Genomic DNA, 23,299 nt, shown 5'->3' with positions numbered 1-23,299 from the left:
AATGGCAACCATCGTAGAGAAATTTTTTGATTCAAAAGATGCATTAACCGCTGAGTTATCTACAACACTTGAACAAAGTTTAGTCAACGGTATTGAAGCTGATGGCCGTGCCGTACTGATGGTATCAGGTGGTTCATCACCTGCACCCGCTTATAAGCACTTATCTAATCTAGCATTAGATTGGGCAAAGATAGATGTTGCTATGGTTGATGAACGTTGGGTTGATGCAGCACATGAAAAAAGTAATGAAGCGTTTATTAAGAGCACGTTATTACAAAATCATGGGGCGGCAGCTAACTTCATTACTATGAAAAACAATGCCGAGACTGCCCAACAGGGTAGTGCAGAATGTGAAGCTGCGTACCAACAACTGAAACGTCCATTTGATGTAACTATATTAGGCATGGGACCGGATGGTCATACCGCTTCATTATTTCCACATGCGGGCGGTTTACAGCAAGGGCTTGAAACATCACAATTGGTATGTGCAATTAATGCTATAGAAAGTGAAGTAACAGGGAATATTACCGAACGTATGACGTTAACTTTATCAGCGATTGCGCAGTCTAAAGTGGTTAAGTTACTGATCAGTGGAGAAGAAAAGCTTGCTGTATATAAAGCAGCAAAAGCCGGTGGAGATGAAAACGACATGCCACTACGTGCAGTTTTAAATCACCCAACAATAAATATTGAAGTTTATTGGGCTCCGTAACGACCCCAATCGACCCAAACTTTAAAATGCAGGCTATAAGCCTGCATTTTTGTTTCTCTTCTAAATTTATCTGTATCGCACTTGCAAGATCTTTATTATTTTCGCTTATTTATTTTTATCGAAAACAACAGTTATACAATCGTGTTAAGTTACTGACCATTTATAGCTTCGCTAGAATGGTTAAATATTTAAGTTGATTGGTATTATATAACGCCCGGCAATTATTAAGTTTGGAGCGTAATGTGATCTATCTGTAAGTGACTTATCTTCACTAAATAACAAGCCTTACAAATAGTGTGAGTTAACTAGTTGTTTGTTGAAATGTGGCTACTTATGCCTACTTATGCCTACTTTATTAAAAACATGAGTATCTTAGTGGTTTAAAAAACTTCACTAACTACATTAAAAATTATCCATATAGAACAATTATATGAGTAATTTTCACGGTTCCTATAGCTCTCTAAAATTTTCAATGAAAAGGGTAGGCTATGGGGGAAAATAAAGGTAGACATTAATAGCGTAACTCTTTAAAATACAAAATGACAACGCTGTCATTGATATTGATAACTATTAATAAATTCCCCTTGATAAATTATTTGCCCTAATTTTTCTGCAATATTAATGTGAAAAGATGTGTTTTTGTTCATCCAGCTAAAGTTATATCTTTATCAGCAAATAAGCGAAATGTCATTTCTGTATAGTTGAAGTGGAACGTTTTTTTTACACTAAGACTTATCTAAAATCATAAAATTACCTAAAACAGTGCATTTGGTTTTCTGTTTTTGAACTTAACCATGCTATATTCCCGCCGTAAAACTGTAACAATTTATAAACTCTATTTTTTTAATCTATTAATATTCAATTGGTTAGTATTTTTATAGCTATTTTTTTGCACAAAACGGCTAAAAAGATGTAGCACAAATGTAATTTAGAGTGTATGGTTTGTTACTAGATGACAACGCTGTCATCACCACTGGGCAGAAGTGATAAATAAAACCAACAAAATGATTCAAGGGGAATCCTGTGTTAGCTAAAAATTTTAAAAAAAGCTTATTAGCAGTAAATATCGGTCTTGTAATGAGTGCCGGATTCACTGGTGCTGTTTATGCAGCTGACGAAGTAAAAGTTCAAGAAGACGTAGAAGTCATTGAAGTACGTGGTATTCGTCGCTCTTTAGAGGCATCAATCAATACTAAACGGTTTGCTGATGGCGTTGTAGATGCTGTATCAGCAGAGGATATTGGCAAGTTTCCAGATAGTGATGTAGGTGAAGCTTTAGGTCGTATTCCTGGTGTTGCAGTTAATCGCCAGTTTGGTCAAGGGCAGCAAGTTTCTATCCGTGGCGCATCTAATCAACTAACGTTGACTACATTAAATGGTCAAAATGTTGCTTCTACAGGTTGGTATGACCAACAAGCAATTGACCGTAGCTTTAATTACACACTTTTACCACCACAGATGATTTCTGAAATTAAAGTATATAAATCTTCTCAAGCAGATTTACTTGAAGGTGGTGTTGGTGGTTCGGTTGATGTTATTACTCGTAAACCACTGGATCTAGATTCTGGCACTGCATTTATTTCAGCTGAGGGCACATATTCAACGGCTTCTAGCGAAACAGATCCTGCAATTTCAGGCCTCTACAGCTGGAAAAATGATGAAGAAACATTTGGTGTTCTTGCCGCTGTTGCATGGGAAGATACAACATATGTGCGCCGTGGTAATGAAGCATCTTACGCATGGGCAGGTGCAGAGTCTGCTAACTATTTTGAGCAAAATCGTGAGCGTACTGCAGTAGATTTTACAGCTCAATATTCACCTACAGATAATATGAGCTTCGCTCTACATTATATGAATTTAGACTTAAGTGCAGATAATAATAACAACAGTCTTTTTGTCTTCTCTAATACTGATAGTTGCTCACAATTTAACGATGCCGGTGCATGTTTAGTCCGTGAAACAAATGCAGCTAATCCAGCTGGACAAACGTTCTTGCAAACATTCGCTCGTTTTGCATCAATGAATTCAGAAACAATCGATTTATCGTTTGATTACGTTAGCGATAATTTTAAACTTGAAACACAAATAGGCACAACTAAAGCTGAAGGTGGTACTGATTTAACTCTTAATCATGCTGCTTTTATCGGCTCTCCAGAAGATGTTTACGGTACAATTGATGCAACTGGTGAATATACAGATATTGATATTGCTGTGAATGGTTGGAATGAAAATGACATTGGTACAGTATGGGCGGGTAGAGGTCTTCAAGAGTGGGCAACACAAATTGCGCCAAATGAGGATAAAGAGACATACTTTCAAACTGATTTAACTTTGATGCTGGATAGCGATTTCATTACCAGCGTTAAAACAGGTGTTCGTTGGTCTAACCATGAAGTAACAAGAGAATCTTTGCGAGCAGCACAAGGTGCACACGTTAGCGTTGATCCTTTGCAATACTGGAGTGGTACAGATACTGCTGGTATGCAAGATTTAACAATTCCACTACCAAATATTAACGCGATGAAAGCGAATGGCTTAGCGGCTGTTCAAAACTGGTATGAAGACCGTTCTGGCTTTGGTACTGTTGAAGAGGAAAACCTTTCAGTATATGTAATGGCAAATTTTTCCGGTGAAGCCTATCGCGGTAACTTTGGTGTGCGCTATGTATCAACATATGCGGAGTCAGATTTTTATGCACCAGATCCAACTTTTGTTGACCCAAATGGGATTGCGCAAAATAATGGCCTAAGCTCAACAATCGACACAGACCAAGGTCATTACAGTGAACTTTTACCAAGTTTTAACTTAGCATATGATATAAATCAAGATACTATTTTACGTTTCTCTATTGCGCAAGTTATCTCTCGTCCAAACTATTCAGATATGTTTGCATCGCAATCGTTAGCAGGTTATGGCGATACACAGTTAGGTAATCAGTCGGTTACAAAAGGAAGCCCTTCACTTAGCCCGTTTAAGGCAACTCAGGCTGATATTGGTTTTGAATATTACTATGGTGACTCTAACTTAGTTGCAGTTACTGCTTTTTATAAAGATGTTAGTAACTTCACTACGTCTGAGACATTACGTAACCAAAAAATTGGCATTACAGACCCCGTTTGTAAATGTGATGATTGGACCGTGAACACACAAGTAGACGGTGATGGTGGCGAAATTGCAGGGGTTGAGTTCCAAATTCAACATGCGTTAGCAGGTGGCTTCGGAACCATGTTTAACTATACCTTCGCTGATAGTTCTGCCGATCCGGATAATTTCTCTGATGGCATTGATGTTTTCACTGATAGTTCAGAGCATACAGTTAACGCAGTCGGCTATTATGAGAATGATGAAGTTTCTGTACGTCTAGCTTACAATTGGCGTTCAGAGTATATGATCCGTGAAACAGGCTTTTATGGAAACCGCTGGCACGATGATTTTGGTACACTTGATTTAACAGCAAGTTATAATTTAACTGAAAACTTCACATTGCGTTTTGCTGCTACAAACTTACTTGAAGAAGATAGCATTCAATACGCTGCAGCAGATGCAGATAACGAAGCAACTAAAATTTCACTTAAAGATGGCTATCCAGCTTGGTCTTACCAAGGTGAAGCTACTTATGCAATTGGTGTAGATTTCCGCTTCTAAATTAAGATTAAGATATATAATTAAGCCCCGTTTTCGGGGCTTTTTTGTGAGAATACTATGAATAAAAAAAACATAAGGGATATCGTCATTTTAGGTGGGGGTACAGCAGGTTGGCTTACTGCAAACCATATTGCATCTCACTATAAAGAAAGCATAGCAGCAGGTAACCTTTCAGTAAAATTAATTGACTCACCGGATGTAGCGACAATTGGTGTGGGTGAAGGTACAGTGCCAGTAATAAGAGAAACACTCAAAAGTTTTGGGATTTCAGAAACTCAACTATTAGTGCAATGCGATGCAACATTTAAACAAAGTATCAAGTTTGTCGATTGGACTTATAATCCCTCAGAAAAACCCAATAATTTCTACCATCATCTATTTGAATACCCACATTTAGGGAATGATTCAATAAATGCATTTTGGCTGCAGAATAAAGATATATGTCCTGATCATTATGCTTCCTGCGTATCAATACAGCATGACATATGTGAAGCAAATTTAGCCCCTAAAAATATTCAAATTCCAGAATATGGTGGTATTGTTAATTATGCATATCACTTAGATGCAAGTAAATTTACAGAGCTACTAAAAGAAAATGCGATTAATAATTTAGCTGTTAAACATACTCATGCCCATGTGTCTAACGTAAAGCTCTCATCTGATGGTTATATTTGTGAGTTAGAGCTGTTAAATGAGGGCGTGGTTAGTGGTGACTTATTTGTTGATTGTAGTGGCTTTGAAGGAAAGTTAATAAAGAAAACACTTAATGGCTCATTTGTAGATAAATCAGATGTTTTATTATGCGATACCGCACTTGCAATACAAGTTCCTTATGGAGAACACGAAAAAATTATTAAACCTTATACTGTCGCACATGCGAAAAAGGCTGGGTGGATTTGGGATATAGGTTTAACTACAAGAAGAGGGGTTGGTTTAGTTTATTCTAGTAATCATATAAATGAAGAAAGCGCTTATAAAGAACTAGCAAAGTACCTAGGTAAAGAGCCTGTTAATGCGCGCAAAATACCTATGCAAACTGGGTATCAAAAAGAGCCGTGGTTGAAGAATTGTGTTTCAATTGGATTATCTCAAGGGTTTGTTGAACCGCTTGAGGCAACCGGGCTACTTGTTTTTGATATGACAGCAAAAATATTAGCAACGAAGCTACCAATTAATTTTAATGAGATGCAAAATATTGCCAAAGATTATAACCAGCAAGTAGGTGCAATTTGGGAAAATATTATTGATTTTATAAAACTACATTATTGCATTTCAAAACGTGATGATACGCAATTTTGGCTTGATAATCGTGATGAAGCAAATATTCCTGATGGCCTTTTACAAAAACTAAAGTATTGGCATACCCATATTCCTAGTCAGTTTGATTTTGAACGTACGACAGACCTTTTTAAGCTCGAGAATTACTTATACGTAATGTATGGTATGGATTTTGAGATTGATAGAAATGCAATCTCGCAGAGGTATCCAAGTTTAAGCTCAGCGACAGCTCATATCAGTAAAATACAACAGGCAAGTATATTAGCAATGAAGAGCTTACAGGGGCAAAGAGATTTACTCATTAAGATTAAACTGCATGGTTTAGGGAAAATATAAATCTAAGTAATATTATTATCAAACGAGATAAAGGAAGTAATTGTTAGGCGGCCTTTTGCTATTTCATTATTTAGTTTACATTGCGATGGAATAATCGCTGAGTGTAGTACATTACCTGGGTATATGAATAGTCTAGAAGGCTTAGCTTTACAATATGCTATTAGCTCATAATACTCATTATCTTTATCAATATAGCCATTTAACTTAGCTTGAAGAGCTTCTTCTTTTGCTGTTTGATTAAAGTTTTCCTCTGTTTCAAGATTAATTCTTTCAAGGTTTGTTTTTCTGTGTGAAAACAAACCTGTGCCACCAAACTCTTCACCACATAAGTAGTGCACTATAGCTAGTTGGTTGTTCTTGGTTCCATCATAATGAGGGATTTTTTGTAATTGCGATAATTCTTCACTGGGTGTTTGAGCAATCGCATAATTTGAATTTAAAGATTCAATTTTAGAACCTTCTAAATTAAAGTGATTGACTATTTTTGGTAATATACTTTCAATGAAGGTGAAATATTGAGGTGTTACTCTTGACCAAATTCCTGGATAATAATTTAGTGCTTTGATCCAGTCACCTTTATAAAAGCTTGCACTCTTTTTCCAGAGTTCACAGTCTTCATCAGGTAGGTCAATAATAGCATATGGATTGTTTCCTACTTTAGTCTTTTCAAGCCGGATATTCAAAAAGTAAAGCCTCGATTAATTGATGGAAACACACCATATTTAAGTTAGATATGATTCAGTTTGATTAGGCCACTAAAAGGCACTTTTCTTCGATTACAAATTACTACCCATAAGTTAAGAAAAACTTAATTCGGTATATGCATTAGTATTTGGATGCCGTCTAATTCTATATTTTTTTTCTTGTAGTTTAAAGTAACTTGTCTGACAGCTTCCTAAAGATAGCTACATTAAGCTTCTTATGTTTAAAATCATATGATAACTGCAAATTGCAACAAACATTTCACTTCCATTTTTGTAGCAAAACCTTTAGCCTTAGGGTACTAACAGCAAAAATATAAACTTATTAATAACGGAGCAGTAACATGGCGGAGCAACAAGTACAGCCTTTACACAATGAAAAGCATGCCAACACTAAAATTCAAAACGGCATCAATGTAGAATTTTTAAAAACTCAACACTTAGTGCCTGTAGTTGCACATGAGTTCGCGCGTGTAGCAAATGAGTTTCCAATGTCTTTCGTAAAAAATAACGAGACTGGTCAATTTCAAGCTGTAGCTATGTTTGGTTTAGAGCCTGGCGAAAACCTTTTTGTAAAAGACGGTAAGTGGACTGCAGCGTTTGCTCCTATGGCAACAACACGCTACCCACTGGGTCTAGTTAAACACCCACAAGAAGATCAATACGGTATTGTGATTGACGAAGCAAGCCCATTAGTGGGTGAAACTGAAGGAAATGCATTATTTGAAAACGGTGAAGAGACAGATTACTTAAAACGTCGTAAAGAAGCACTTGTATCATTTATTGAGTTTTCTCATGTAACTGAAGCATTCACAAAATATCTTGCTGATAAAGAGCTTTTAGTAGCGCAAACACTAACAGTTGATATTAAAGGCGAGAAAAAAGACATCAATGGTATTTACCTTATTGATGAGAAAAAGCTTAACGAGTTAAGTGACGAAGACTTTTTAGAGCTTCGTAAGCGTGGTTATTTAGCGCCTATTTTCTCTTTCTTAACGTCTACGCATCAAGTAGCACGTTTAGCTCGTTTGAAAGCGCAACAAGCGTAATTTAAACGAAATATTAAAAAGCGCCTTTGGGCGCTTTTTTTATGTTTTTTATCTGGTTAGGGTTGTAATTTAACGCCAATTTATTCACATTGGTTATACTTATTTCCAACACAAGCTACCTGTATGAACAAGTCACTTTTTAGCGCTTTAGTTAGTGCGTGCTGTATAACGTTTAGCCCATTAGCCATAAGCGCTAGTGCACCTTTGGCTATCGCTATTCACGGTGGGGCAGGCACGATTGAAAAAAGTCGTTTTACTCCAGAGCAAGAACAAGCTTATCGCTCTAAACTCAAAGAGGCGGTAGAAACTGGCTATAAAGTACTTGAGCAAGGTGGCGAAAGCCTAGATGCAGTAACCGCTGCAATCAATGTATTAGAAAACTCGCCATACTTTAATGCTGGTCGAGGTGCGGTATATACCTATGACGGCAGTCATGAATTAGATGCGTCAATTATGGATGGTCGTGACCGTCAAGCGGGCGCTGTTGCGGGTGTTAAACATATTGAAAATCCGATTAATTTAGCGCGTCTGGTGATGGAAGAATCGGTTCATGTGATGCTCAGTGGTCAAGGTGCTGAAGAGTTTGCCAAAGAGCAGGGCGTTCCATTGGTCGAAAATAACCTATTCGATACGGATAACCGTTATAAAGCGTTATTAAAAGCAAAAGAAAAACTAGATAAAGCCAAAGCTACCAGTAAAGATTATCAAGCTGCGCATCAGGCGTTACCCGTCAATTATAAAATGGGCACTGTGGGTGCTGTTGCACTTGATAAAAATGGTAACTTGGCGGCAGGTACTTCAACGGGCGGGATGACTGCAAAGCGTTTTGGTCGCATTGGTGATGCCCCTGTAATTGGTGCTGGTACATTTGCTGAAAATGCGTCATGTGCGGTATCTGCCACTGGCCACGGCGAGTATTTCATTCGTTATAATGTCGCGGCTGATATTTGCGCACGAGTTAAATATCAAAGTAAGACTATTACACAAGCGGGTGATGAAGTGATTAATAGTGTGCTAAAGCCGATTGGCGGTACTGGAGGAGTGATCATCGTTGATAGCAAAGGTAATATCAGCTTACCGTTTAATACCAGTGGTATGTATCGGGCCAGCAAATCAAATACGCAAGCGACCTATGTGGCAATTTTTAAAGACGAATAATACGATTATGTAAATGTACTACAGCCAGTAAACTATGCTGGCTGTATGTTAGTATTGAGGCGTTTTTTTTCATAATCGCTTTTGATTATTTCAAGTGCTTTGAGCACATCATCAGCGGCAACGTCATGTTGTTCAAGCAGCATTATTAAGTCTACGGCTAATTTTACGTGTGTAGGTGCTTGGGTTAACTCTTTACTCATGTCCGCCCTTTTTTTTCGCTATTTGGCTGATTGCAACATCAATGGCAATATTTACTCGTTCCTCCATATGAGAGCGTTCAACGTGTGGTAAGTAAAACTCCATATCTACATCATAGCGAATGTATCGGGCAGGTAGTTGGTTTAGTACAGTACAGCAAAAATCAGCCATTACGTCTTCACTATATTGCTTTTCAAGTTGTCGTTTAATGATTTCTTCAATCATAATTTTTTCATAGTAATTGTGTATGTCGTCATGTAATCGCACTGTGTTATCTACCTTAGTAGTATTAAGCTGTTTTTAGTTTATACCAAGTGCGGGTATAAATCGACAATCGCTTGAAAAAGCAGCTTATGAACTTCAACTAACTTTTGTGTATCTCGCTGATAACCGCCACCGAGCGCGCACATTAAAGGAATTGAGTGCTGTTTGCAGGTTGCTAGAACCAGCGAATCGCGTTGATATACACCCTCTAAACTAACATCAAAATAGCCTAATTCGTCTTGGCTACAAATATCAGCTCCGGCGTTATATAAAATAATATCAGGCTGATGAAGACGGATACAAAAAGCCAAGGCATTAGCGACTGTTTTTTAATATTCATTATCGCTGCAGCCAGTGTTGAGTGAGAAATCATAATCAGAATGCTGCTTTAAACGTGGAAAGTTTTGCTGACAATGAATCGAACAGCTAATCACTCCATCAAGAGAGCCACAAATTTCGGCTGTGCCATCACCTTGGTGTACATCACAATCAAAAATCAGCACCGTTGATGCTTGCTCAGTGTTAATGAGGTGAGCGGCGGCAACCACGAGGTCGTTGAAAATACAAAAACCACTGCCGTAAGCATTATAAGCATGATGATATCCGCCGCTGAGATTTACCGCCAGCTGCGTTTTTAAAGCGTATTCAGCGGCTTGAATACTTGCACCAACAGAAAATAAAGTGCGCTCTACCAGTTGATTTGACCATGGGAAACCCATTTTCTTTATTTCTTTGTCAGTTAACTGCCCGCTAATAAAGCGTTCAACATACTCATGGCTGTGGCAAAGCTGGAGCTGTTCATTAGTCGCTTTATTTGGGCTAATAAAGTCAGTAAAACCAAGCTCTGCAATTTCTTGTTTTAGCAATTTATATTTAGCGATTGGAAAACGATGGCGTACAGGCAGTTCAAGCGCAGAGTATAGTGGATGATAAAAAACAGTCATAGCTAGCGTAATTGTTGTTTTTCAACTATTTGAATTTTTTCTTCGGTGGCAGATATTGCCTTACGGCAGCGACCAAGGCGGCCATGAAGAGCAAGGATCTCTAAATTAATGGCTTTTGCTTTTACAGGACCCACATTTTGCATTCTTAGCTTACATTCTTCAACCATTAGCACTAAGCGACGCTCGAACTCATGATTTTGTTTGAGTTCGTCATATAGCTCATGGGCGGGTTGCATAATTTGTTTTACAGCTTGTTGGTAAGGTGCCGATTTATTATAGGTTTTACTACGGGGTTTGTAAGTGCTTTTGTTTTCTTTTTCCCAAATAGGGGTTGATTTAATGACGTTAAATACGGCTTGCACCTGATTACCGATACGCTCTAAAGCATAATTATGAGCATGGCGACGCTCCAGTGGTGGAAGGCTATTAACTTCATCTTCAATTTCTAACACATAATCAACTAATTTCATGCTTTTAGTAGTAAACACACCTCGGTCAAATAAACTGGGTTGTGCCTGCATATAGCGGTTTTTAGCAAATAACTTGGCTTTATCAAATTGCTCAGCATGCTGCTTTAAGGTTGCAACTTGTTGGCAAAGCTTATCAAAAGAAGCTGTTCGCATTTTATAAATAAGCCTCGTAAATTAGTTTTAACGCTAAAATTATCACCACAGTATTAAAAACAGGACGAATAAACTTACTGCCAAACCGAATTGCTGAATGAGCTCCAAGCCAGGCTCCAAACATCAAAAAGAAGCCCATTGTGATGCCGAGTAAAAAGTTAACATGACCAAGCGCTACAAAAGTAATCAGTGATACAAAATTTGACACAAAATTCATTGAACGGGCTAAACCACAGTTTAGCAGTAAACTCATTTTGTAGAGTAAACTATTTGATGCAGTCCAAAAAGTCCCGGTCCCAGGGCCTGCCAAGCCATCAAAAAAGCCTAAGCTTAAGCCTTGTAGCCATTGTTTTATTTTAGTTGTTTTGTTCAATGGTGGTAATTGATCATGTTCTACCGTACTTAAACTGCCAAATAAGCTGTAGCAGGCTACCATAATGATAACAATAGGCAGTAGTTTGTTTAAAAATTCAATACTCAGGTAGTCAACAATAAGGGTACCAAGTAAAGCGCCAATGGCGGTTGCTATAATTGACGCTGCCCAAAATTGAGGATTAAATAATTGCTTACGGAAGTAAGTAACACTTGCGGTGAGTGAGCCAAAGCTAGCAGCTAATTTGTTAGTGCCAAGTGTTAAATGGGGCGGCAATCCTGCTGTTAAAAGTGCTGGCACGGTTAACATGCCACCACCACCGGCTATTGCGTCTATAAAGCCTGCGGCAAGTGCCACTGCGCAAAGAAGTGCCCAGGTTGTTGGGTCTAGTGCAAGTTCAAACATTAATAATCTATTTGTCTTTTAAAGGGTGGTAATGTGTCAAGCATGGCTTTGCCATATCGCTTGGTCACTAAACGGCGATCTAGGATTGTAATGCGCCCTTGATCGTTCTCTTTACGCAGCAGTCTACCACAGCTTTGCACTAATTTCTTAGCCGCATCAGGCACCGTGATAGATAAAAACGGATTACCCCCTTTACTTTGTACAAACTCTGCTTGTGCCTCTTCAATGGGTGAGGTGGGTACCGCGAATGGAATTTTAGTGATCACTAAGTTCTCAAGGTATTTACCCGGTAAGTCGAGTCCTTCGGATAAGCTTTGTGTGCCAAATAAAATACTGCCTTTGCCCGCATCTATATTCTTTGTATGTTGCTTTAATAGTGCTTCACGCGACATTTCACCTTGTACTAAAATGTCGAGGTTTTTAGCGCGCAAGGCTTTTACTACATGATCCATTTGCCAGTAAGACGCAAACAACACTAAATTAGCATGTTGTGCATTTAAGTGATCCGGCAATACTTTGGCCAGATGATCACTAAATTCTTTATCGGTCGGCTCGATGTGTGATGTTGGTATGTGCAAAGTGGCCTGATTAGGATAATCAAACGGAGAAGGTACTTTTAAGTATTTTACACCTTCTTCTTTTGTAAGACCGCTTTCGTAAGCAAAATGATCGAATGAACCAAGTGCAGTCAGGGTCGCTGAGCATAAAACCGCACCGGCACATTGTCGCCACAGTTTATCTTTTAAATAGTAGCCAACTTCAATAGGGCAATCGCTGAGTAGATGGTCGTGATGGTTTTTGTATTCTAAACGCTTTATCCAACGTGCATGTGGTGTGCCTTCACCCTTGGTGGCGTAGCTATACCAAAGTTTGTTTAGTTGCTCTAAACGATTAATGTAATGACCGCTTTCGCCTAAAATAGGATCGGCAACATAGGGTTTGATATCACCATCACTGACATCTTGTACTAAGGTATCGTGCATTTTATTTAAGCAGCGCAGAGCATCGAGGGTCGCCTCGCTGATATCTTTGGCTTTAGCGTGTAACGATTCAGGTATTTCACCATGTTCAAATCGGTATGTATCGTCTTTTGAATAGTTAAAATCGGCATTATCCAAAATATCGCGAACAACTTTTAAGTCTTTATTGGCATCATTAATACTGTCACAGAGCTTAAAATTTTGCCCAATGGCTTTTTGACCTACTAATACTTTGGCCATTTTGCCACTAAATTTAGTGAGTTTATCAAGCCAATCAATGGTGCCTTTAATCGTCGCTGCGGCAGATGAAAAGTCACGCGTAATATGAGCAAGATGATGAGCTTCATCAATAACGTAAATACTATTATCTGGCTCGGGCAAAATTTTCCCGCCACCTAAATCAAGATCAGCTAATAATAATGAATGGTTAATCACTAATACATCCATTTGCATCAAGCGTTGACGAGCAAGTTGAAAAGGGCAGGTTTGATGTGCTTTCATTTGTCGTTGACAAGCATGTTTATCGCAAGCAATTAATCCCCAAACGCGATCAGGGATAGTATCTGCCCAGCTGTCTCGATCGCCTTGCCACTTTTTATTGGTGTAAGTATCATAGAGTTGCTGCAAACATTTAGTTTCCATCGCACTCAGTGGCGAAGTAAGGGTGGGCATAAAGTCCATTTGTGTTTGATTGTCACCATTAACCGCATTATGTAGCTTGTGTGCACATAGGTAGCGCTGGCGGCCTTTGACTAAATCAAACTTGAAATCAAGGCCTGAATGTTTTTTAAAAAAGGGGAGTTCTTTACTTATTAATTGCTCTTGAAGGGCTACCGTTGCAGTAGAAATAATTAACTTCTTTTTTTGTGCAAGCGCCAGCGGTAATGCACCTAAACAATAAGCCAGCGATTTACCCGTACCAGTACCAGCTTCAATAACGCAGATCCGCTGTTTTTTGTGGTACTCGCCCGCCAGTGTTTTTGCAATTTCGGCTACTAAGTAATTTTGGCTACTGCGAGGGCGATAATCACTGAGGTTATCGGCCACATGCTTGTGAATTTTTCTTATCGTCGTTTTTAATGCATCAGAAAGCATGGGTCAATAACCTAAAGTATGTATATAATCACAGTGCTGTATATTAATTGGGATCGAACATTGACACAAGCAATCTATCAAGGCTTTATACTTTCTAGGCAACAATATTCTGCTGATAAGTATAGCCGCCATAGTGGGATCACACTGTGCTATTGGCTAAGCTCTGATCATGGTCCGATAAAAGTGTTAGTGCCAAATCAACAAGCGGTATTTTTTATTTTAATAAAACAACGTGCTTTAGCTGCTCAGTTGTTATCAAAGCACAATATCAATGTCGAATTTAAAGACGTTGCGATTAAACACTTTAGTGGCGAACAATGCATCGCTTGCTATTTTTCAAGCTCACAAGCGTTATATCAAGCAAGGCAGCTTTTAGAAAACCAACCCCTAGAAAACCAGATCACAGTATATGAAGGTGATGTACGCCACAGCGATCGCTTTTTAATGGAGCGTTTTATTCGAGGTGGGGTGTGGGTGACAGGCGACGTTACTCAACAAGCTGGCTTTATCCAAATCGACAATGCCCAGCTAAAAGCAGCTGATTCGTATAAACCACGTTTTAAAACGCTGTCATTGGATATTGAGTGCAGTGGTGAAGGCGTGTTGTTTTCAGTTGGTTTAGTAGGTGAGGGGATTGATTGCGTTATTATGGTTGGCGAGCCACAACAGAGTGAACAGACTATTCATTGGTGCCATGATGAAATTGATTTGCTGACTCAATTACAGCAGCTGGTACAACAAGCAGATCCTGACATTATTATTGGTTGGAACGTCATTGAATTTGATTTTAATGTACTTAATCGACGCGCGGATGCCCTTGGCGTTAAATTATTATTGGGTCGAGGTAATGGTCAATTACAGATCAGAGAAGGACACTTTACCCGTTTAACTCTGCCTGGGCGCTGTGTTATCGATGGCATAGATACGCTAAAAAATGCTACTTATCATTTTGATAGTTTCTCACTGGCTAATGTGAGCCATAAAATACTAGGCGAGAAAAAGTTAATCCAAAGCGATAACCGCTTGAGTGAAATTATTCGTCAATATAATGAAGATAAGCTCTCGCTAGCGGCGTATAATCGTCAAGATTGTGTGTTAGTTAATCGTATCTTTGCAAAGTTAAAACTCATTGAATTTGCTATTGTTCGCACGCAGTTAACAGGATTAGAGTTAGAACGAATGGGTGGCTCAGTGGCTGCTTTTACTAACTTATATTTACCGTTATTGCATCGAAGCGGTTATGTTGCACCGAATCTAGGCGATCATGGCTTATCATTTGAAAGCCCAGGCGGTTTTGTGATGGAGTCAATTCCTGGGCTTTATAAAAATGTTATCGTGTTGGATTTTAAAAGCTTGTATCCATCGATTATGCAAACGTTTTGTATTGATCCGCTTGGGTTAATTCGCGGCTTAGAGGAGCCTGATAACGCGATTGCAGGTTTTAAAGACGCTTTTTTTTCTCGCACTGAGCATCACCTTCCTAATTTAATAAAAAAGTTAGCCTCATCAAGGCAACACGCAAAAAATACTGCTCAGCCCATGCTGTCGCAAGCTATAAAAATCATCATGAATAGTTTATACGGCGTGTTAGGCTCAAAGGGGTGTCGTTTTTACGATCCACGCTTATCAAGCTCTATTACTTTGCGTGGTCATGAAATAATGCAAACCAGCAGATTGTGGATCGAAGAGCTTGGTTATACTGTTATTTATGGTGATACCGATTCAACATTTGTGAGCCTACCAGATCAACTTGATTCAGATAACTGCAAAGAAATTGGCAAGCAATTAGCTAATACTATTAATGAAAAATGGCAGCAAACAATAAAACAGCGCTTTGCGACACAAAGTTATTTAGAAATAGAATTCGAAACACTTTATAGCCCATTCTTTATGCCGACTATCCGTGGCAAAACCACCGGTTCAAAAAAACGTTATGTTGGCCAGGTACAATGCGAAGATAAAAAAGAGCTAATTTTCAAAGGTATGGAAACCGTGCGAAGCGACTGGACAGAATTAGCGCATGAGTTTCAAACCGAACTGTTTGAAACTTTATTCAGCGACAGTTTTACTGTTGAAATGTTAACACCGATTATTGAAAGTTACATTATCCGTTTGTATGCTGGGGAATTTGACGACAAACTCGTATACAGAAAAAAACTCGGCCAACACTTGGCTGATTATCAAAAAAATATCCCACCTCAAGTCCAAGCTGTCAAAAAACACCAAGCAACTCACCCTGAATTTGTTATTAATAAAGGCCAAATTGTTGAATATGTATACACTCATGTTGGTGCAGAGCTCTATGCAAACGTGCAGCAAACCCAGACAAGTCAAAAATATGACTATGCAATTTATGTCGAAAAACAACTCAAACCAATCGCACAAATGATCCTTCTTCCCTTGAATAAAGATTTCAATTCGCCCAATAAAGCACAATTACAACTTATTTAAATAGTTCCAAATATCGGTATTGTTAATTTTTTTGTTGCTAAAAAGTGTACTTTTGAAAGTGTTATTAAAATATATTGTTGCTATTTTAATCGTTTTTGTACCGTTTTATTGCATTGTCTGGGTTTTTATGCCGATTAAATTAAATTAATGTGAACAAATGTTGGCATATTGGTTTTTTTTGTTTAGTATCGTGATGCGTTTGCAACATAATTGTTGCGATAGTTTACAAAAGCTAAATAAAAATAATCCACAATATAGTGGTCCAGGGAGAATCAAATGTTAAATAATAAAGTTTCAAAGGCAGTTCGCTTAGCGATCGCTTTTGGTGCAGTGTCAACAGCTGCGTTTTCTGCCAGCTCATTTGCTGCAGAAGAAAAAGATGGCGTTGAAAAAGTTGAACGTATTCAAGTAACAGGTTCTCGCATTAAGCGGACAGATTTAGAGACATCTAGCCCAGTTACTGTAATGACTGCAGAAGAGATTAAACTAAGCGGTTTCACTCGTGTTGAAGATATCTTGAATCAGTTGCCACAAATTGAAGCTGCAGAAAGTTCATTTTTAGCGAATGGCGCAACAGGTACTGCAACAGTAGATTTACGTGGTCTAGGTTCAAACAGAACTTTAGTTTTGATTAACGGCCGAAGAATGCAAGCTGGTAGTATCACATCTCAAGTTGCTGATATAAATCAAATTCCTTCATCACTGATTAAGCGAGTAGATGTTTTAACTGGTGGTGCAGCTGCTGTTTACGGTGCTGATGCTGTTGCTGGTGTTGTTAACTTTGTAATGGATGATCAGTTCGAAGGTATTTCTCTTAACGTAGGTACTTCTGGTTATCAACACAATAATGATAACAAATACATTCAAGGTTTGATGGATGAGAAAGGCTTTGAATACGATACAGGTAGTACAGGTATCGATGGTAAGTCTTACAGCATAGATTTTACTGTTGGTGGTGGATTCGATGGCAGCAAAGGTCACGCTGTAGGTTATGTAACTTACAACCGTCAAACTGAACTGTTACAGGGCTCTCGAGATTATTCATCTTGTGCACTAAATGGCGCGGGTCAATCTTGTGGTGGTTCTGGTACAACTCCAAACCCATTTTTTGATATCTACCCCGTGGTTGATGGTGAAGTTGATTACAAACAAAATTTTTACGGTTACCTAGATCCAAATGGTACAGGTTTTAGAGAGGACGATGGTTATCGTTACAACTATGCTCCAGTTAATCACTTTTTAAGACCAAATGAGCGTTTTACTCTAGGTACTTTCATTGATTATGAAATCAATGAAACTTTCCGTCCATATTTAGAGTTCTCTTTCATGCATAATAGAACAGCAGGTCAGATTGCTGAATCTGGTACGTTCTATAATGAAGAGATTTTATTTGATTACAATAACCCTTTATTATCTGATGCTCAAAAGCAGCAGCTTCAAGGCTTATTCAGTCAAGATGGAACTGATCAATTTGTTGCATACATTGGTAAACGTAATGTAGAAGGTGGCCCTCGTTCAGATAACTTAGAGCATTCGTCATACAGAATACTAACGGGTATGGAAGGTGAACTGAGCGATAACTGGTCATACGATGTTAGTTACAACTACTCTGCAACGACTTCAAGCTCTGTTTACAAAAATGACTTGCTTTCACCGAAAATAGCTCCTCGCGTTGGTGCTGTAGGGACTGAATGTGATGAGGCAGATGGTTGTTTATACTACAACGTATTTGAACTTGGTGGTGTAACACCAGAGCAAGCAGCTCAACTTGCAGGTGTAGGTACTCAAACGGGTCTAGTAACTCAAGTTATTTACAGTGGTTATATTAGTGGTGAGTTTGATTGGACTCTTCCTACGGCATCTCTTCCTATAGGCGCTGTATTTGGTGTTGAGCGTCGTGAACAAGATTACGAACGTGTATCAGACACAGTTTACGAAGAAGGTCAGTTATTAGGTCAAGGTGGACCTTCACCAAGCCTATACGGTGCAATTGACGTGAACGAAGTTTACGGTGAGTTACAAATCCCAGTCTTAGATGAATTAAATGTTTCAGCAGCAGCTCGTTGGTCTGATTATTCAACAACTGGTTCAGATACTACTTACTCAATTGGTGTTGACTACACTCTTGCAGACACATACAAATTTAGAACTAGCTTTGCGAAAGTTGTACGTGCTCCTAACGTAGGTGAGTTATTTGCTGCTCAAAGTATTGGCCTTTGGAGTGGTGCAGACGGTTGTGCTGGTGATCCTACAGCAGCCGATGCAGCTGACAGACCAGCGTACTCAGCAAGCCAATGTGCTAATGCTGGCGTGAATGATTCACAATACGGAAGTATTGGTGAGTCACCTGCAGGACAATATAACCAGCTATCTGGTGGTAACCCAGCACTTCAACCAGAAGAAGGTGAAACGCTTACAATTGGTTTAGTTGCTTCTCCTTTTGAAAACTTTAACTTCTCTGTTGATTACTTCAAAATTGAAATCGAAAAGGTTATTGGTACAGTAGGCGCAGAGCGTATATTAAACAACTGTGCTGAAACTGGTGATGAATTTTTCTGTAATAACATTACTCGTAGTCCATCTGGTAGCCTTTGGTTAGGTCAAGCAGGTTTTGTAACAAACCTAAGTGATAATATTGGTGGTAGAACGTGGGAAGGGATTGATGCTACAGCTGCCTACTCAATGGATCTAGAAAATGCAAGCTTGAAGTTTGACATTAACGGTTACTACAGCATGAAGAAAGAAGTTGAACCTATCTTAGGTGATTCAACCTTAGCTTATGACTGTGCCGGTAATATTAATACAGACTGTTTTGCTTCGCCTAAATGGCGTCATACTGCTAACGTTAATTACATCCGTGATGACTGGCGTGTAGGAGCTAAATGGCGTTACTATGGTGGTATTGACTACGATGGAACAGCAGATGCCTCATTAATTGAAAACGGTGGTATAGGTTCTTATAGTTTTATCGACTTATCTGGTAGTTACTCTATTAACGAACATGTAACGTTTACTGGTGGTATGAATAATATCTTCGATAAAGAACCTCCAATGGTGGGTAATACTATTGCTTCAAATGCAAACACAGTTGCTGGATTTTACGATACATTGGGTCGCTTTATCCACATGAGTGTAAATTTGAAGTTTTAATGGGTTTATAAATCATTAAATTAAAGTTAACAAAAGCCCGATCTATTAGGGCTTTTTTTACGTAATGTAGAGGATAGATTTAATTTTTCGCGATACAAAACACTAACTCAGAAAGTATTAGAGGCACCATAAACGCTTTTGATATCATTACTAAGCAACCTATTGCATAACTTTTTATTGATTTTGTTATAAATTATTGAGTTAGAACTGGTTTTTTACATGGTTATTTTTTTAAAGGAAATCACCTTATAAGCATAAATAAAAGCTTTATTTCTAGATAAAACAATTGGTTATAATGTAACTTTCTTGAATTTATTTGTTCTTTATCTGTAAAACTATTGATTTTCAGGTTAAATAACTGTTGACCTTTGGTCATCTCTAATATTAGTATCGCATTGCTCAATTAGGTACTTAGTGTCATATATTGGCACTTAAGTACTCAATTTCTAGCAATTAAAACTAATAAAATCATATATAAATATGACCCAGGGAGAATCAAATGTTAAATAATAAAGTTTCAAAGGCTGTTCGCTTAGCGATCGCTTTTGGTGCGGCTTCAACCGCTGCGTTTTCAGCAAGCTCGATTGCTGCTGAAGAGGGCGCTGATAAAGTTGAAAGAATTCAAGTGACAGGGTCACGTATTAGTCGCACAGATATGGAAACGTCAGTACCTGTTACTACTTATTCATTAGATGACATTAAAGCTACGGGTGCTCCTACCCTTGAGCAATTTGTACAACAATTACCAATTATTAGTGGTGGTTCATACGGTAGTAACGTTAATAACGGTGGTAATGGTAGCGTAACAATGAACCTAAGGGGTTTAGGTGCGAGTCGTACGCTTGTTCTTTTAAATGGTCGTCGTTTCAGTGGTGACATTTCTATTATTCCAATGGCGGCAGTAGCGAGAGTTGATGTTTTACGCGATGGAGCATCAACAATTTATGGCTCTGATGCAATTGCTGGTGTAGTTAACTTTGTTACAAACAATGATTACTCTGGTGCTGAAATAGAATTCCGCCATCAACAGACGAGTGAAAATGACGGCAAAACGTCTAATATCTCGTTCATTACCGGTGTTGAAACTGATAAAGGGAATATTGTATTCTCAGCAGGTTATGAACAACGTGATGCAATTTATGGTGAAGACCGTGATTGGGCAAGTTGTGTGCGCGCAGAAGATATAACAAAAGAAAATGCAGATGGTAGCGTTGAGGGCAAAGTGGTATGTGCTGGTGGCTCTGCAACAACCTCACCAGCTTCATTCTCTATTCCAGGTATTGTCGGTAAAACCTTTGTTAAAGGCGCGGATGGTAAACCTCGAGCAATAGAAAGTGCTGATCGTTATAACTATGCTGATACTAGTATCATTTATCAACCACTTGAAAAATATAATCTTTTCGGTTCCGCTAATTACGAACTTATCGATAGTGGTTTTTCTACTGTAACATTTGTATCTGAAGCATCATTTACACATCGTGTGAATAAAACCCGTTTGGCACCTGTCGGCACTTTCTGGAGCATGCCTGTTCCTGAAACAAATCCAGGGAATACATTTGGTGAAAAGGTATTTGCTCAACGACGTTTAACAGAATCTGAAGGACGTACTTCTGAATTTTCTATTACTGAATATTTAATTACTACTGGTTTTGAAGGTGAATTTAGCAATGGTTGGTATTGGGACACAAGCTATTCGTTCAATAGCCGCCGTAGAACTGAAGAAATCGGTGGGCGTATTCACCAAGAACGTGCTAATACATTGGTAGATCCAGAATTATGTTCTGCTAATGCAGCTTGTCCGGGAGTATGGGACCCGTTCCAAAAAGACTCTCTAACAAATGATATGAGAGATTGGATTATTGTTCCAATGAGCTCAACAAGTAAAGCAGAAGATACACAATTACAGTTCAATATTGCTGGTGAAACAAGCTTTGAATTACCAGCCGGTACTATTGCTTGGGCAACGGGGTATGAACATTTAACGACTCATTATACATCGTTACCGGACGGTGCGGCTGGTCTTGGGGCAATTTATGGTGTAGCACCAGACGGAACTGATGGCGGTTATACAACTGAATCATTTTATGCTGAGATTAATGTGCCTATTTTAGCTGACTTACCGTTTGCTGAGCGTTTAGATTTTACAGCAGCTGCACGTCGCACTGATGTAAGCTTAATTGATGACGCTGAAGTTACTACTAAGTTTGCTATTGAATGGCGCCCATATTCAGATTTATTAGTTCGCGCTAATTTATCAGAGGGCTTCAGAACACCTGGCGTGAGTACTTTATTTGCACCTCGTGCTAATTCAGCTGAAACTTATACTGATCCATGTATTAAATATGGTTCTAATCCTGATGCAAGCGCTGAACTTAAGGCTAACTGTGCTGCAGATGGTCTACCAGGTGATTGGGCACAACCTAACCAACAGTCTGGCTCTTGGGTAGGTGGTAATCCTGATATTGGTCCTGAGCAATCGGAAAGTAAAAATTTAGGCGTTGTATGGGCTCCAGAGTTTATCGAAGGTTTCAGTGTAGCGCTAGATTATTATGATATTGAAATTACAGATATTATAGGTGAGCTTTCAATCGGTACTATTAGTAATGAATGTTATAATAGTAAAGACTTTTCTTCACCATTATGTGCTCAAATTAAAGGCCCAGTTGCTTATGGTACAGTAGGTGGTCCTCGTCGTGATTCGCAAGGTAGTTTAAGTGGTGTTGAATTATCGACTCAGAACTTAGGTATTTTTAATTCAAGTGGTATAGACTTTGACTTAAAATACGGCCTAGATGTATTAGGTGGTGAGTTGAAGTTTAACTTAAATGGTACTTATGTTCTTGAATTAGATCACAATGAAGCTGAAGGTTTGGAAACAACAGAACTTCTTGGTGGATACGGTGCTGATGTTGCAAACGGTGGACGTGGTGCGTTTAATAAACTTCGTGCTAACTTTAGAACAAACTACTCACAAGGTGATTGGGGTCTTACTCATACCATCCAATATCAAAGTGCTGTAGATGACTATGCTGAGCCAAATGGTGTTTTATCTGACCGTGTAGGTACGGTAGCGTATAATGACATCAATGGTTACTATAATTTTGAGCATTTAACTCTTAGTTTAGGTATCAATAATATCTCTGATAAAGAGCCGCCATATGTAAGTAACGGCGATAACGGTGCACTTATTCGTGTTCATCGTTTGACCGGTCGTGAATACTACTTAAAAGCAACATTCAAGTTTTAACAACTAAATATTGCTAACAAGTAACTAGCCATATGAAATACCTGCTAATTTTAATCTGCAGGTATTTTTTTATCAAAAATTGACGTTTTATTTTCAAGCATTATCTTAATATCGGTTAATAAAAAGAACTAATTGCCACTTCTAATCTTCGATAATTTAACTAAACAAGCAACAGATATGACTAGGTTAGTAGTTTGTTACGATACTAATGGTATATCAACGTGCTTTCCCTTTAATGGCATAATACCAATCTGCCAAATTATGTGATCTAATTAGCACACTGATACTTATCTACTTTTACTAAATTGAACTTAGAAAAATCCAAGCAACTTTTAGCTTTATCACGTAAAGAGCCGAATGCAAGAAAGCGAATACGCCTGCTTGCTGTTTCATTATTCTTTGAGGGTGAAAACAGAACGAATATTGCTAAGCGCCTAAATACAGCGCGCGGCAGTGCCAATAAATGGGTTTCAAACGACCTTAATAATGGCGTTACTGGCTTGAACAACAAACCGATTAAAGGTCGTCCAGTTAAATTAACCTTACAACAACTAAACACACTGTCAGATTATGTAAAACAGTCAGCAAGTTCTTCAGAAGGAGGCAGACTAATGGGGGAAGATATTGCTCAGTATATTTATGACCAGTTCAATGTAAGGTATCACACCGATCATATTTACAAACTGCTCA

General features: G+C 38.5%; 14 protein-coding genes and 2 pseudogenes. 9 read left to right on the top strand and 7 right to left on the bottom strand.

Annotated elements, in window-relative coordinates:
- The first annotated feature begins 1 nt into the window (after position 1).
- The 3 genes from pgl to H5232_RS11915 all read left to right on the top strand — a co-directional run bounded on the left by pgl (position 2) and on the right by H5232_RS11915 (position 5,971).
- On the top strand, positions 2-712 hold the full coding sequence (pgl, locus tag H5232_RS11925; RefSeq protein WP_182830933.1) for a 6-phosphogluconolactonase: 711 nt from the start codon (positions 2-4) through the stop codon (positions 710-712).
- 1,023 nt (positions 713-1,735) lie between these two features.
- Positions 1,736-4,357, top strand: a complete 2,622-nt coding sequence (locus H5232_RS11920; RefSeq protein ID WP_182794602.1) for a TonB-dependent receptor — start codon at positions 1,736-1,738, stop codon at positions 4,355-4,357.
- 57 nt (positions 4,358-4,414) lie between these two features.
- Positions 4,415-5,971, top strand: coding sequence for a tryptophan halogenase family protein (locus tag H5232_RS11915; RefSeq protein ID WP_182718413.1), 1,557 nt, complete (start codon positions 4,415-4,417; stop codon positions 5,969-5,971).
- Between the two features lie 2 nt (positions 5,972-5,973).
- Here the strand turns inward: H5232_RS11915 and H5232_RS11910 are convergent, their stop codons facing one another.
- Positions 5,974-6,654, bottom strand: a complete 681-nt coding sequence (locus H5232_RS11910; RefSeq protein WP_182830932.1) for a DUF6445 family protein — start codon at positions 6,652-6,654, stop codon at positions 5,974-5,976.
- A 362-nt stretch (positions 6,655-7,016) separates the two neighbouring features.
- Here H5232_RS11910 and H5232_RS11905 point away from each other — a divergent pair, with 362 nt between their 5' ends.
- Positions 7,017-7,721 (top strand): SapC family protein, encoded by a 705-nt coding sequence (locus H5232_RS11905; protein WP_145240973.1) that lies wholly within the window; start codon positions 7,017-7,019, stop codon positions 7,719-7,721.
- A 123-nt stretch (positions 7,722-7,844) separates the two neighbouring features.
- The gene (locus tag H5232_RS11900) at positions 7,845-8,879 is read left to right on the top strand and encodes an isoaspartyl peptidase/L-asparaginase family protein (protein WP_182798198.1); all 1,035 of its coding nucleotides are present in this window, start codon (positions 7,845-7,847) and stop codon (positions 8,877-8,879) included.
- 32 nt (positions 8,880-8,911) lie between these two features.
- On the opposite strand, the gene H5232_RS11895 is transcribed toward H5232_RS11900, so the two are convergent.
- The 6 genes and pseudogenes from H5232_RS11895 to dinG form a co-directional block, all read right to left on the bottom strand.
- Positions 8,912-9,079 (bottom strand): DUF2496 domain-containing protein, encoded by a 168-nt coding sequence (locus H5232_RS11895; protein ID WP_182718410.1) that lies wholly within the window; start codon positions 9,077-9,079, stop codon positions 8,912-8,914.
- Positions 9,072-9,344, bottom strand: a complete 273-nt coding sequence (locus tag H5232_RS11890; protein ID WP_182718409.1) for a late competence development ComFB family protein — start codon at positions 9,342-9,344, stop codon at positions 9,072-9,074. The genes H5232_RS11895 and H5232_RS11890 overlap by 8 nt, the downstream gene beginning before the upstream one ends.
- Positions 9,345-9,382: 38 nt before the next feature.
- Positions 9,383-10,285, bottom strand: a pseudogene (locus H5232_RS11885) (histone deacetylase).
- A gap of 2 nt (positions 10,286-10,287) precedes the next feature.
- The gene (locus H5232_RS11880; protein WP_182718407.1) at positions 10,288-10,908 is read right to left on the bottom strand and encodes a primosomal replication protein; all 621 of its coding nucleotides are present in this window, start codon (positions 10,906-10,908) and stop codon (positions 10,288-10,290) included.
- A 1-nt stretch (position 10,909) separates the two neighbouring features.
- A complete protein-coding gene (locus H5232_RS11875; RefSeq protein WP_182718406.1) occupies positions 10,910-11,686 on the bottom strand; it encodes a TSUP family transporter in 777 nt (258 codons plus the stop codon).
- Positions 11,686-13,761, bottom strand: a complete 2,076-nt coding sequence (dinG, locus tag H5232_RS11870; RefSeq protein WP_182739955.1) for an ATP-dependent DNA helicase DinG — start codon at positions 13,759-13,761, stop codon at positions 11,686-11,688. Before dinG ends, H5232_RS11875 begins: the two co-directional genes overlap by 1 nt.
- A 60-nt stretch (positions 13,762-13,821) precedes the next feature.
- Between dinG and H5232_RS11865 the strand changes: the two genes are divergently transcribed.
- From H5232_RS11865 to H5232_RS11850, 4 genes and pseudogenes are all read left to right on the top strand, one after another.
- Positions 13,822-16,212: a DNA polymerase II gene (locus H5232_RS11865; protein ID WP_182830931.1), complete on the top strand. Its 2,391-nt coding sequence runs from the start codon at positions 13,822-13,824 to the stop codon at positions 16,210-16,212.
- A gap of 276 nt (positions 16,213-16,488) precedes the next feature.
- On the top strand, positions 16,489-19,362 hold the full coding sequence (locus H5232_RS11860; protein WP_182718403.1) for a TonB-dependent receptor domain-containing protein: 2,874 nt from the start codon (positions 16,489-16,491) through the stop codon (positions 19,360-19,362).
- Positions 19,363-19,861: 499 nt separating this feature from the next.
- The gene (locus H5232_RS11855; protein WP_182718402.1) at positions 19,862-22,609 is read left to right on the top strand and encodes a TonB-dependent siderophore receptor; all 2,748 of its coding nucleotides are present in this window, start codon (positions 19,862-19,864) and stop codon (positions 22,607-22,609) included.
- Positions 22,610-22,914: 305 nt separating this feature from the next.
- A pseudogene (locus H5232_RS11850) lies at positions 22,915-23,299 on the top strand (helix-turn-helix domain-containing protein); the annotation flags it as partial.

Source organism: Pseudoalteromonas sp. SG41-5, from assembly GCF_014164495.1.
GTDB lineage: Bacteria > Pseudomonadota > Gammaproteobacteria > Enterobacterales > Alteromonadaceae > Pseudoalteromonas > Pseudoalteromonas rhizosphaerae.
Note: the sequence above shows the minus strand (reverse complement) of the source record. Positions and strands in the feature narration are given on the sequence as shown.